Genomic DNA, 13,131 nt, shown 5'->3' with positions numbered 1-13,131 from the left:
CGACTTAACCGGGAGGTTGTTAATTTATTCGCGCACATTATGATCACTTCAGCGATCTGCCAGATAAGGGCGGTGCCTGAGGGAGACAGAGAGATGGTACAGACGGCTGGGGTCGAACCAGCGACCTCCGGATCCACAATCCGGCGCTCTAACCAACTGAGCTACGTCTGCTCTGTTTCGGTGGGCGGAACCTAAGAGCAATTGACACGTTTTGCAAGGGCCAATTTTGATTTTTCCAAAGGTGCCTCACACTGGCCTTTTCTGCCCTTCCGCATCGACCCGGAACACCTGACTTCCCACTCTGAAAACTTAATGAATTCAAAAAGAAAGGGGCAAAAGCCCCTTCCCTGTTCACATGGATGATGCTGCCTCGTCAGGCAAAGCAGGCAGGCCTCAGGCGGCCTTAAAGCGCTTCATGTTCTTTTCGACGGCAGATTTGACCGGAGCAGACAGATCGTCCGCGAGCACCTTGGACCGCTCACTCACAGCCTTGCCATGCTCAACCAGTGCATCGGTCCGCTCACGGGTGAATGCCACCTGGATGTCCATTGCCTCGGCAACCGAGCGCACTTCTACAATTGACTTGAAGAAAGCCGCAGATGCATCTGCATGGGTTCTGAACAGATCCATGTTGGCCGCGTTCATGTCGATAACGCCCTTGCGAACCGTATCGATTGTTGCCTCGAGAACGTCAACGGCCTCTTCCGACATATCACGGATCGTGTCATAGGCCTGACGGCTTGTCTCGATGCTCTTTTCCGTAGCAGTACGCACCACTTCAGGAATTTCAACGGCATTGATATCAAATGCGGCCAGCGCCGCCTGCGGGGTCGGAACAGTTTTCACGGGTTCAGCCTTTGCTTTGGTTGCGGGAGCTTTCGCAGGCTTGGCTTCAGCCTTCTCTGCGACGGTCTGTTTGACATCAGCAGCTTTGGTCTCCGTCTTCGGAGCCGGTGCCGTGTCTGTTTTAACAGGTGCGGTTTTTGCTGCCGGCGTTTTGGCCACAGTCGTTTTAGCAGTTGTCGCCTTGGCCACCGGGGCCTTGTCTGCGGCCACTTTAGCCGTATCTGTCTTGGCAGTCTTTGCAGCCGGTGACTTGGCTGCTAACACTTTCGCTGCTGGTGTTTTCGCCGGGGCGGTTTTCACAGCCGCTGTTTCCTGTGCAGGTGCCTTGGTCTTGGCTGCAGCCGACGGGCGGCTTGCGCGGGACCGGCTGGCCTTGCTGGCACCGGAAGCCCCTTTGGTCGGTGTCTTTGATTCACTCGTGGTCATCACACTCTCCATTGTCTGCTGCCGAGGCAGAGAGGCCGAGCAGCCGGAGCGTCCCATCACGCCCCACCATGGACGCCTGAACTCATCGACAGATTGACGCCATTTCCAAAGAGACTAATGTGATTTATTGTGCGTTGCAACAATTTATTGCAACGCACAATATCTTTATTCGCTGGCTTTCTTGCCAAACTCATTGACCGTATTCATTGCGGCCTCGCCCATTTCACGGGCGTTTTCACCAAAAGCCTTCATCTGGTTCTGCATGTAATCACGCTGCAGGCTCACCACTTCTTCAAGGCTTTTTGCCCGCGCCATGGCCTGAGCAAAGTCAAAGGCAGCGGTTACAGAATTTTCCGCAAAGCTGCGTGCCTTGTCGTTGATTTCAGCTGCGCCTGACTGGATTGTGTCAGAGCTGTTCTCGATCTTGGCCATGGCCTGCTGGCTCTGACCCATGAAGTCTTCCCAAGTCTGGCGGGCCTGCTCGACGCTTTTTTCGGCCATTTCCCGAACCTGCTCAGGAATTTCCACTTCCGGTGTCTTAGACATTCTATGCTCCATGCGGGCATGCCCGCTTTGATGGCCGTGTTCCCGAAAATACGAAAAAAGGCCCGGTTTTTCTCAATAGATTGGTAACGGCACCATGTGGACAGACCCACAATGCCTTGCCAAAACCCGCCACCCTGTCTCTATAGCGACGGGCAAGATAGGGGTCATATAACACATTTGCTGCACTGCAGCAATATCCACATGAATTAACTACAATTCACGAGAGTCTGACGATAAAGCCGCCTTTTCATAGACCCGTCGCAAGAGACGGGCTAGGTTAACAATCTATTAATGAGTACCAATCTGTCTGCCGCTCTATTTCAGGCAAACAGACATGTAATCGGGTCGATCTTATGAACGGACAGATGTTTGCCTATTTCAAGACAGCCGCCCACCCGGCTGTTGCGACCTTGCTTCTGGATCCCCGTCCGGCCTGGGTGTGGTCCCAGTCAGGTGAACGCATTCTGTGGGCCAATGAAAGCGGCCTGTCATTTCTTGGCGAGACTTCGATGCTCCGCCTGCTTGACCGGCGCTTCCCCCTGTCCAATTCTGTTCGCCCTCATATTGCCCGTATCGGACGCAATGCGCGCCCGAATGTTCCCATTCTGGAACGGCTGAGATTTTTCATTGGCGTCAAGTCCATCAATGTCACCTGTCTGGCCAAACTCATTACACTTGATGAGGATGCGGTCCTGCTGATTGCCAATGATGCAGATGTCAAATTGCGCAAGCGCCGCAAGCGGGCTGAAAGACTGGCGGATATTCTTGCCGGAGAAACAGGCCTTGCCGCCATTCTCGACCCGGATGGTCCGGTCATTGGCGCAGCAGGTGGCTTTGAAGCTCTGGCAGAGCAGTCCGATGCTGTGGACGCCCTGATTGATGACACACTTCTGACCGGCCTGGTGGACCGGGTGCTCGATCTGGCAGAAGGCCCGCGCGAGGCCACAGCGCTGTCCGTTGAGGAAGATGGCGAGCCCCAATTGATCTATCTCTATGTGGGGCCGGTCAATCACCAGCTGGAACGCACGGTGGAGGATCCTGCTCCAGCTGGAGAGGAGTCCGCTATCACGAGCCTGGAAGAGCGTTCTGGTGGAGAAGTTATCCAATATCCTGACCGGGGTCAGGTGGATACACCAGATGAACAGACCAAGCCCATGCCGTTGCGGCTGGTGGACAATCTGACCTCTTCAATCGGAGCGGTGACCGAAAGCGACGATGACACGGCAGACACAGTGCCAGGCCAGCCGGACAGATCCCCGGAGCCCGATCCTGTTGCGGAGGCAACGCCGGACCTGTTCGCATCCGCTGATAAGACAGACCAGCCTTCTGCAGAGGATACAAGTGCAGCCGAACCGGATTCGCCTGCTGCAGAGCCAACAGAAGAAGACGCACGGGATGAGGCGTTTTCAGAGTCTTCAGCTCACGATGACAACGCCGATACAGGCAGGGACAGCAAGCCCTTCCGGTTCAACTCCGGCAGTCAGGCGATACGCTTTGTCTGGGAGATGAATGATGAAGCGGTCTTCACCTTTGTTTCTCAGGACTTCCCGGAAACACTTGGCCCTGATGTGGCTGACGTTACCGGTCGTGACTGGTTGAGCCTGAATGACAGCCTCTCCCTTGACCCGATGGGGAAAGTGGCCTCTGCCCTGCTCCGCCGGGATACCTGGAGCGGGATTACCGTCAACTGGCCCGTTGAAGGGGAAGCCAAACGTGTGCCGGTGGATCTGGCCGCCCTCCCCATGCATGAGAACAGCGCCTTTTCCGGCTTCCGCGGATTTGGTGTCTGTCGGGTCGGCCAAGCTTTTGACGCACCTGACGCAGAAGGCTTGAGCCTGACCGGTCGCATGGCCGATCACCCAGCTGCGTCTCCTGAAGAACAGGGCCCTGATGAGGAAATCGAGGCCTCTACTGAAACGCCTGAAGCGTCTGAAGCGCTTCCAGATGTTTCATCCGAAATTACGGACGTCGAGCAAGGCCAGACTGAGGCTGAGGCCCCTTCAGCAGAACTGAGTGAAGACACCACAAGCGCACCGGTCGAGAGCGATGATGCTGTGCAGCCGGATGATGCATCCGACGAACCTGATGCGGAGACACCGGACCTTGCAGCCGGGGAAGACGCCGTTGCCTCTGACGAAGCGGCAGGCCAATCCGATGCTGCAGCTGAAAGTTCTGCTGATGTAGAAGACACAGCAGACGATGAGACTGCGCCGTCGGAAGATGTCATGGCCATGGCATTGATTGAGGGGGTATCCAGCAAGCGGTACAAGCGCGCCGAGGTGCTTCCATCCGACACTGAAGTGGACACTTCGTCACCGTCGGAAGACGCGTCCCCAGAAGACAACACCACATCTGATGATCATGCCCTGCTCGGCGCAGAAGGTGGCGGGCCGCGCTTCGGTACGACGGTTGCTGATGATCTTGATGTGGACTGGTCAAGCGACACCTCATCTGAAGCCAACGACAACAATGTCGAGGATGAAGCTGCTGTGAAGGTCACATCACCCGCAGCACAGAAATCGCCCAGCAAGGGCACCATTGCTTCGCTGGTCAAGGCAATCTCTGAGCGATCAAAGTCTGAGCCGCTGCCGGTTCGCCCGTCAAAAACTGATACGGATGAAGATGAGCTGTCTCTCTCACCATCAGAGCGGGCCAATTTTCGCAAGATTGCCGAAGAGCTTGGCCCCGGCGAAGAAGCCTCGCAGGAGGCTTCGATAACAGAAGGCTCTGTCGAGAGCCCGGATGGTACACCCGCTGCTGAAGCACCGACAGAAGAGGCTGAGGCAGAACCGGATGTGGGTCAGCCAGATGCTGAAACTGATCCGGTTCAGGATGCAGATGCAACACTGCCTGAGAACCAGGCCGAAACCGGAATTGATGCCGAAACGCCTGAAGCATCGGAAGACGGCGCCACTGACCTCCTCTCTGAGTCTGTTTCTGGAGAGGCCGACGCGGACCTCCTGTCATCAGAGGATGATACATCGGAAACCTCAACAGCGGACACGGCTCCGGGTGAGGATTCGAACCAGCCGGTTTCTGAAGACCTCAGTGTTGAGACTGGCACTGTTTCCAATGCAGTGACATCTCCCGAAGAAATGGAAGAGGACCAGAGTCTCTCTGACCCTGCTGAGGATGTTGCAGCGTCCGACGAAACGGACCAGACGGGCGCTGACAAAGCAGCCCCCGAAATTGACGCTGAAACAGTCTCTGAAACTGGCACTGAAGAACCGGAAACAGACGAAACCGGCATTGCTGAAGAAGGCGAAAACAATCCCGGCTTCGGGGCATTTGATTCCGCTGTGATCTCTCAGTTCCCGACTTTGACGGAATCCTCTGGAATTCCTGAACTCTCCGAGACAGGAAAAGCAGATAGCGCTCCTCTGGCCGCACCTCGAACCATGTCTCTGCCCGACAGCGCCAAGCTGATCGATGTGGTGGCTGCGGCCCTGGCCGTTGTCGAGGACAGCGAACTGCTGCATGCCAACAAGGCTTTTCTGGCACTGACCGGCTTTGACAGTGTTGATGACATCCGCCTGTCCGGTGGTCTTGACCGCTTGTTCCCGGCTTTCGAAAATGCCTTTGCGGGCACCCTTGACGAGCCGATGCCACTTGAAGGCGTTTCTGCCACGGGCGACCGGCTCGATGTGCTGGCCGTGATGGAAATGCTGCCGCTGGATGAAACAGATATCCATCACGACAGAATGCTGCTGACCCTGATGCCGGATACGGCAATGGATGCCAGTGACCCGGATAATCCGGAACAGGAGCTGGAGACCATTCTCGACACAGCCACCGACGGTGTGCTGGTGATGAGCATGGAAGGTAATATCCTGCGTATGAACCGCAGCGCTGAAGCCCTGTTCGGCATAGATCGCGCCCGGGCACTTGGTCGTCCGTTCACGGAATTCCTGGCGGAAGAGAGCCATCGGGATGCCCTGGATTACCTGGATGGCCTGTCCCAGAACGGTGTTGCCAGTGTGCTGAATGATGGCCGCGAGGTTATCGGTAAGGCAGACGGGTTCGGGCTGATCCCGCTGTTCATGACCCTTGGCCGGATCAATTCAGGCGATGCACCGCGTTTCTGTGCTGTTCTCCGCGATATCACCCAGTGGAAACGCGCTGAAGAAGATCTCCTGAACGCCAAGCAGCACGCAGAGGCCGCCAGTTCACAGAAGTCAGACTTTGTTGCCAAGATCAGCCATGAGATCCGCACCCCTCTGAATGCCATTATCGGCTTCTCGGAAGTGATGATGGAAGAGCGCTTCGGCACCGTCGGCAATGACCGCTACAAGGAATATCTGCGCGATATCCATGTTTCCGGCATGCACATTATGAGCCTGGTCAACGACCTTCTCGATCTGTCCAAGATCGAGGCCGGCAAGATGGATCTGGCCTTTGAGAGTGTCAACGCCAACGAGGTGATCCGGGAATGCGTCGCCCTGATGCAGCCACAGGCCAATCGTGAGCAGATCATCATCCGCACCAGCCTGCCGGATTCTGTTCCCCATGTGGTGGCGGATCCCAAGAGCCTGCGACAGATTATTCTCAACCTGTTCTCCAATGCCATCCGCTTCACCAAAGCGGGCGGTCAGGTGATCGTCTCGACGGCCTATGAGGAGAGCGGTGAGGTTTCCATCCGGGTTCGCGATACGGGCGTCGGCATGTCCGAGCATGATCTGGAGACGGCACTTGAACCGTTCCGGCAGATTTCCACCACCGCACGCGCCGGGAATGACGGCACCGGTCTCGGCCTGCCCCTGACCAAGGCGCTGACAGAAGCCAACCGCGCCAAATTCGCCATCAACAGCGAAGTCAACCAGGGCACTCTGGTGAAAATCACCTTCCCGAACACGCGGGTTCTGGCAGAATAGATCTGCACCCTGAGAATCTGCTTGCGGGACCCGAACCCTGGCGCTATCACCGCCTCAGCCGGTCAGGCAGTCTGACCGGCATGTTCTCAGGGCGGGGTGAAAGTCCCCACCGGCGGTGACGGGACCTCCCGAAGCCCGCGAGCGCCTGTAGCGATCGGCTGCAGGGTCAGCAGATCCGGTGTAATTCCGGAGCCGACGGTTACAGTCCGGATGAGAGAGAGCAGAATGATGCCGTCATGCTTTTTGAGCGGCTCCTTCAGGAAAAGCCTGTCCGCTTTTCAGGAGTCAGCTTCAGGCACACGGTTTGTTTTGCGTGCGCCCTGATTCTGGAGAGCGAAAGGACGCACCATGAATCAGTCACCCCTTCCCCTTGCTGAAGATGACCGCACCGTTCTGGCCAAAGCCCGGATCGGGTTCATTCAGGCCGGATGGCATTCCGACATTCTGGACAAGGGCCATCAGTCCTTTGTCGCCACACTGTCTGAGGCCGGACTGCCGGAAGACAATATCGAGCGACATTTCGTGCCGGGCGGATATGAAATCCCGCTTCTGGCAAAGCGCCTTATCGAGACGCGATCCTATGATGCAATCGTTGCCACAGCGCTGATTGTGGATGGTGGTATCTATCGCCACGATTTTGTCGCCCGGGCCGTTATCGATGGCATGATGCGGGTACAGCTTGATACGGGAACCCCTGTGCTCTCCGTGGTGCTGACACCTCATCATTTCCATGAGCACAGCGACCATCTCGACTTTTTCGCTGGTCACTTTGTCAAAAAGGGTCAGGAGGCTGCCCGGGCCGTCATTCAGACTGTTCTTACAATGGACATGCTAAGTCGGTAAGCTTCTGCCGTGATTCCCTGCAGCCGCAACTATGCGGCTGCAGACTGATTGTCGTGAAACGAGGCAGATATCATGATCGGACGGACAGAGCTTGAAGCGGCACAGGAGATCGTCTATCGGTTCTTCGGCCCGACCCCCAGCTATGCCTGGCCCAATCTGGCGCAGGCTCTGGGGCTGGATATCTGGCTGAAGCATGAGAACCATACGCCAACAGGTGCCTTCAAGGTGCGCGGCGGGCTCTGCTATCTGGATGCCCTGACAAAGCGGACACCCGGCAAGGGGGTTATTTCAGCCACGCGCGGCAACCATGGCCAGAGCCTTGCCTATGCTGCCCGCGCCTATGATGTGCCCTGCACGATTGTGGTGCCGCATGGCAATTCACGGGAAAAGAACGAGGCCATGCGGGCCTTTGGCGCTGAGCTCATAGAGATTGGCCGGGACTTTGACGAGGCCGTGCCGCATGCGCGCCTGATATCTGAGGAACGCGACCTCCACTTCGTCCCCAGCTTTGCGCCTGAACTGGTGGCCGGTGTCGGCACATATTCCTATGAATTCCTGCAGGCCGCTGAGCCGGATGTGGTCTATGTGCCTATCGGGCTCGGGTCAGGCATTTGCGGCATGATCACCGCCCGCGACGCGCTGGGACTGAAGACGCGTATTGTCGGTGTCACCTCAACGGAGGCAGACGCCTATGCCAGATCGTTTGAAGCGGGGCATACGGTCAATACCAACAGCGCCCTGACTTTCGCTGATGGCATGGCTGTGCGAACGCCATCGGAAGACGCCTTTGCCATTATTCAACGGGGGGCTGATCATATCGTGACGGTCACGGATCGGGAAATAGCCGATGCCATCCGTCTGATCTTCTCCACAACACACACCCTTGCAGAAGGAGCTGGAGCCGCAGCGGTTGCAGCCATTGCAAAGGAGCGGGCGCAACTGGCTGGACAACGTGTTGGCGCTGTTCTCAGCGGGCAGAATATCGACAGCGACTGGATGGAAACCATTCTTGGCGGCCATCATCCAACCGTGTCTTAAAGCACCAGACGTTTAACCTGAATTGGCAGTGGTGCTTTAAGAGTTTGTTTCTGCGCGAGCTTTTATCTGAAAAGTCTATCAACTTTTCAGAAGCACGCTGTAGGTGATACCCTCACGCAGCACACATCAAATACAACCTTTTCTTGCAATTCTACCCATGATTGATATCCTGCCGTCGTGGTATCAGGATGTCTCACACGCTCAACGATGTGGTCCGGACTACCGCAAGGCGGGGAAGTGTTTGTGGCAGTGGCGTTTTGCGCCGGGTGGTATCCTGAACAGCATACCGGACGGCGGACAGGGCAGGATTTCAAAAGATGTCTCAGCGTTCACATCGGACGCTTGATAGTGACATGCATGCTCTGTCTGTGGGGGCATGGCACCGCACCGCTTGCCCATGCTCAGACTGTCAGCTTTGACCCGACCAGCCTTGTGGCCTTCTGGCAGAAAACCCCTGAATCCCGCATCCTCCGCAGTTTCACCGGCCTGGATGTGACCGGTGACAGTCTTTTCCTCTCCTCCAGCATCACCTTTTCACCCGGTCGCGATGTGGATGCATCCGGCTTTCTGCTGCGTGGCGGGTTGTCACAAGGGCTGACGACCTATCACACAAGCTCGGTCCCTGGCGGTAAAGTGGAGACACGAGAGACGCGAGCACATGGACTTGTCGGCTATCAATGGACCAGCAATCAGCTGAGACTGGCAGGCTTTGCAGGCGTGGATTATCAGCGCAATCAGGCCTTTCCAGCCGATCCGGGCAACCAGCGTCTGGGCGAACGGGTCGGTTTCATGACCATCGCAGAAGCGGATATCCGGTATGGCCCGGCCTATTTCGGCCTGTCCGGCAGCTACAGCACCGTCTTTGACAGCTACTGGGCCCGCCTGCGCGCGGGACTGCAGATAAAGGACTATCTGTTTGGCCCGGACATGCTGGTCTCGGGAGCGGTGGACTATGACAGCCTCCGTCTCGGCCTTTTTCTGCAGGGCCCGCTCTATGACCGGTTTTATGGCGCTCTTTCCGCCGGGCATGGCTGGACCAGAGGCAGCGACAGCCGCAACACGGACAGCTCCTTCTACACAAGCGTTGGCGTCAGTTATCTCTATTAGGGTTCACTTGACCTGACCAGGCTCTGGCCACATATCTGCATTCCGGTATGATTTCTTCGGAGTGTTTTGTGACAGAAGACTTCTTCAGACATGGCTGGATCAGGTTCCCGGCTCACCCGGCGGCTGAGCGTTGGGTTGAACACGCCCTTCCCGTTGCACAGGCAACGGCAAAGGACCCGCAGAACGCCCGCTGGCTGCGCCATGGCCAAACCTGGTTCGCGGGCGTGCATGCCTTGCCCAATTCGGAAACCGGGCAGGTATCCGATGGCCCGCCTCTGGCTGGCCCTGCGCTCGATTTCATTCGCGATGTGCTTGAGCTTGACGGCTTTGCCTGGGATCGTGCCCAGCTCTCTATCTGCTACCCGGGCTATCCGCTCAAAGATGATGACGAGACAGAGACGGCCCACCGCTATCGCCGCAATCGCGATGCGGCCCATCTGGACGGGCTGATGGCGGAAGGCCCGGACCGGCGTCGACATATCCGCGAGTTTCACGGGTTTCTGCTGGGCGTGCCTCTGACGGAAGCGGATGCGGATGCGGCTCCCTTTGTGGTCTGGGAAGGATCCCATGAGCTCATTCGCGACGCCTTTCGCGCCTATCTGGCCGATACACCACCGGAGGATTGGCCGGATGTGGACCTGACCGATATCTATCAGGCCACGCGCCGCAAGGTTTTCGACATCTGCAAGCGCAGGGAGCTGCCTGTCAGGCCTGGCGAGATGACTGTTATTCACCGTCTTGCCATTCACGGCGTGGCGCCCTGGCAACCGGAGGCAAAGGCATCAGCCGATGGCCGGATGATTGCCTATTTCAGACCGGAAACCGGTACCGCAACTGACTGGCTTGAGCGCCCTTAAAAGATCTTTCATAAGAAAACCCGCCACAAGGGCGGGTTTGACAATCTTGAAAAGAGCAGCTTACAGCCGGTCTTATTCGGCTTCGTTGGCCGGAACAGCGTTGAGCTGGATGTAGTTCTGCAGGCCGGTCTTGTCGAGCAGATCGAGCTGGGTCTCGATGAAATCGATGTGACCTTCCTCGTCCTTCATCAGGCCTTCAAACAGTTCCATGGAGACGTAGTCGCCTTCTTCGCGGCAGACGTCACGGGCTTCCTTGTAGAGAGCGCGGGCAGAATATTCAGCCTTCAGGTCGCATTCGAGGATTTCCTTGACGTCCTGGCCGATCATCAGCGGGTCAAGCTGCTGCAGGTTCGGATGACCTTCAAGGAAAATGATGCGCTCGATCAGCTTGTCTGCATGTTCCATCTCTTCAATGGACTCTTCACGCTCTTTGGATGCGAGGCGCTTCATGCCCCAGTCATCAAGCAGGCGATAATGCAGCCAGTACTGGCTGACTGCAGTCAGTTCATGACGCAGGGCCTTGTTGAGATAGTCAATGACTTTAGGTTCACCCTTCATAACAGCGCTCCAAGCAATTTGGTTTTAGTACTGCTTCTACGCTATCAAAGGGCGAGACAGATCGCAACAGTTTAGAATAATTCTAAAAAACTTATCCACCTATCCGGCAGCAGCCCGTTTCATATCCTGCACGTAGCTGAGCGTGGAAGAACCGGGGATTGTCCGGCGGATATGCAGCTCATCGCTTTTTTCAGGGTCCGGCAGTGCGACGTTATGCCCTGCTCCCATCAACACAGACTCGATCATCAAACGACAGCATCCGCATCGCGGACGGCATCCGAGCTCGGCATAAACGGCAAGAGCTGTGAGCTTTCGGCCATCATATTCGATTCGGTCTGCAGCCTGCAGAATATCCCGATCGCCAAACACATTACACGAACAAACGATCATGCCACCCATCCATGACACCACAAGATGTCGACCTGCACTCAGGACGCATCAATATCTTGCGCCCCTGTTTATAACTATTTGAAACTACAGATAAACTAGAACGATTCTAAACTTCTGCAGTCACACGGTTTTTTGTTGACATTAAATGTCAGGATACATTTATTGCCATTGCGTATCGTTCGCAAGAGCGATGATAATCAAACTTGACTAGCGAGTATTTGACCTCGCTCATTAAGGTAGGTGCCATGACAGTTTCAGCTCGCCTTCTGGCCGGTGCAGCGCTTCTCTCCGTGTGTGCGACCACCACATCCGCGTTTTCTGAAGAAGTGAACGTTTACTCCTATCGTCAGCCGTTCCTTCTGGAACCGCTCACCTCAGCCTTTACCGAGAAGACCGGGATCAAGGTCAATGTGGTGTTCGCCAAGAAAGGTCTCGGCGAGCGGATCAAAGCTGAAGGGGCCAACTCCCCTGCTGACGTCATCATGACCGTTGACATCGGTCGTCTTGACGGCGCTCGGGCTCTTGGCGTTACCCAGTCTGTGACATCCGACGTCATCAGCGCCAACGTGCCGGCTGCCTATCGTGACAGCGAAGGTCACTGGTTCGGCCTCACAACCCGAGCCCGTATCACCTATGTGTCGAAAGACCGCGTCACCGATACAGCGCTGACCTATGAAGAGCTGGCGGACCCGAAATGGAACGGCAAGATCTGCATCCGTTCCGGTCAGCATCCATACAATATCAGCCTGATCGCCTCCATGATTGCCCATAAGGGTGAAGCGGCCGCCAAGGAATGGCTGGAAGGCTTCAAGAGCAATCTGGCCCGCAAGCCATCCGGCAATGACCGGGCGCAGGTCAAGGGCATCTATTCCGGTGAATGCGATGTAGCTATCGGCAACACCTATTACATGGGCAAGATGCAGACGAACGACAAAGACCCGGAACAGAAGGACTGGGCGGATTCCGTTCGTATCGTCTTCCCGAATTCTGAGGATCGTGGCAGCCATGTGAATATTTCCGGCATGGCCATGGCGAAACATGCGCCGAACCGTGATGCGGCCGTGAAATTCATGGAATACCTGTCCTCTGACGAAGCACAGAAAATCTATGCCGAGGCCAATTTCGAATATCCGGTCAAGGCGGGCGTTGGTGCTTCAGAGCGCGTGAAAAGCTGGGGCGAGCTGAAAGCAGACGAGCTGACACTCAACGAGATTGCCAAGCTTCGCAAGCGGGCCAGTGAGCTGGTTGACGAAGTGGCCTTTGATGACGGCCCCGCCAGCTAAGGTCCTCACGAGAAAGTGGCTCTCAGTCAGCCACTTATCGACAGATAACAGAGCTGCCGAACTTTTGTTCGGCGGCTTTTGCTGTTAGGGTCCAGACCCACAAATTCCGCCTATTCTGTCTATGGGAAAGACGCAGAATGGACGGAAGTCAGGACGCAGGACAGGTGAACCCTATTCAAGTCCTGATTTGTGTTCAGGCTGCGTTTTTCCCATAGACCCGAAGGGCGGGGATTTTTTCCAGCCCGGCTTTGTTGGAAATCTTTGAAAGCCATCCAGGCTTCCTGCAGATTTCCGCCGCGCCGGACAGGAAAATATCCTCCGCAGAACAGACGGAATTTGTGTGTCTGAACCCTAAGACTGACATGC

Annotated in this window: 10 protein-coding genes, 1 tRNA gene and 1 riboswitch; of the genes, 6 read left to right on the top strand and 5 right to left on the bottom strand. The window is 56.2% G+C overall.

What is annotated here, in order from left to right:
• Positions 1 to 94: 94 nt before the first annotated feature.
• From RA157_RS11515 to RA157_RS11505, 3 genes are all read right to left on the bottom strand, one after another.
• Positions 95 to 171, bottom strand: a tRNA-His gene (locus tag RA157_RS11515).
• A gap of 222 nt (positions 172 to 393) precedes the next feature.
• Positions 394 to 1,272 (bottom strand): phasin family protein, encoded by an 879-nt coding sequence (locus RA157_RS11510; protein WP_350333268.1) that lies wholly within the window; start codon positions 1,270 to 1,272, stop codon positions 394 to 396.
• Positions 1,273 to 1,437: 165 nt separating this feature from the next.
• Positions 1,438 to 1,818, bottom strand: a complete 381-nt coding sequence (locus RA157_RS11505; RefSeq protein WP_350333267.1) for a phasin family protein — start codon at positions 1,816 to 1,818, stop codon at positions 1,438 to 1,440.
• 353 nt (positions 1,819 to 2,171) lie between these two features.
• On the opposite strand from RA157_RS11505, the gene RA157_RS11500 reads away from it, so the two are divergent.
• The 5 genes from RA157_RS11500 to RA157_RS11480 all read left to right on the top strand — a co-directional run bounded on the left by RA157_RS11500 (position 2,172) and on the right by RA157_RS11480 (position 10,534).
• Positions 2,172 to 6,689, top strand: coding sequence for an ATP-binding protein (locus RA157_RS11500; protein WP_350333266.1), 4,518 nt, complete (start codon positions 2,172 to 2,174; stop codon positions 6,687 to 6,689).
• A gap of 78 nt (positions 6,690 to 6,767) precedes the next feature.
• Positions 6,768 to 6,915, top strand: a riboswitch (FMN riboswitch).
• A gap of 122 nt (positions 6,916 to 7,037) precedes the next feature.
• Positions 7,038 to 7,532 (top strand): 6,7-dimethyl-8-ribityllumazine synthase, encoded by a 495-nt coding sequence (locus tag RA157_RS11495; protein ID WP_350333265.1) that lies wholly within the window; start codon positions 7,038 to 7,040, stop codon positions 7,530 to 7,532.
• 72 nt (positions 7,533 to 7,604) lie between these two features.
• Entirely contained in the window at positions 7,605 to 8,570 is a 966-nt protein-coding gene (locus RA157_RS11490) for a threonine dehydratase (protein ID WP_350333264.1), read from the top strand.
• Between the two features lie 357 nt (positions 8,571 to 8,927).
• Positions 8,928 to 9,677, top strand: coding sequence for a cellulose biosynthesis protein BcsS (gene bcsS / locus RA157_RS11485; protein WP_350333263.1), 750 nt, complete (start codon positions 8,928 to 8,930; stop codon positions 9,675 to 9,677).
• A 68-nt stretch (positions 9,678 to 9,745) separates the two neighbouring features.
• Complete coding sequence (locus tag RA157_RS11480; RefSeq protein WP_350333262.1) at positions 9,746 to 10,534, top strand: hypothetical protein; 789 nt, start codon at positions 9,746 to 9,748, stop codon at positions 10,532 to 10,534.
• A gap of 72 nt (positions 10,535 to 10,606) precedes the next feature.
• Here RA157_RS11480 and bfr read toward each other — a convergent pair whose 3' ends face one another.
• The gene (gene bfr, locus RA157_RS11475) at positions 10,607 to 11,092 is read right to left on the bottom strand and encodes a bacterioferritin (RefSeq protein ID WP_350333261.1); all 486 of its coding nucleotides are present in this window, start codon (positions 11,090 to 11,092) and stop codon (positions 10,607 to 10,609) included.
• A gap of 99 nt (positions 11,093 to 11,191) precedes the next feature.
• Complete coding sequence (locus RA157_RS11470) at positions 11,192 to 11,482, bottom strand: (2Fe-2S)-binding protein (RefSeq protein WP_350333260.1); 291 nt, start codon at positions 11,480 to 11,482, stop codon at positions 11,192 to 11,194.
• Between the two features lie 245 nt (positions 11,483 to 11,727).
• Between RA157_RS11470 and RA157_RS11465 the strand changes: the two genes are divergently transcribed.
• The gene (locus tag RA157_RS11465; protein WP_350333259.1) at positions 11,728 to 12,765 is read left to right on the top strand and encodes a Fe(3+) ABC transporter substrate-binding protein; all 1,038 of its coding nucleotides are present in this window, start codon (positions 11,728 to 11,730) and stop codon (positions 12,763 to 12,765) included.
• Positions 12,766 to 13,131 lie beyond the last annotated feature (366 nt).

The organism is Coralliovum pocilloporae (genome assembly GCF_030845175.1).
GTDB lineage: Bacteria > Pseudomonadota > Alphaproteobacteria > Rhizobiales > Cohaesibacteraceae > Coralliovum > Coralliovum pocilloporae.
Note: the sequence above shows the minus strand (reverse complement) of the source record. Positions and strands in the feature narration are given on the sequence as shown.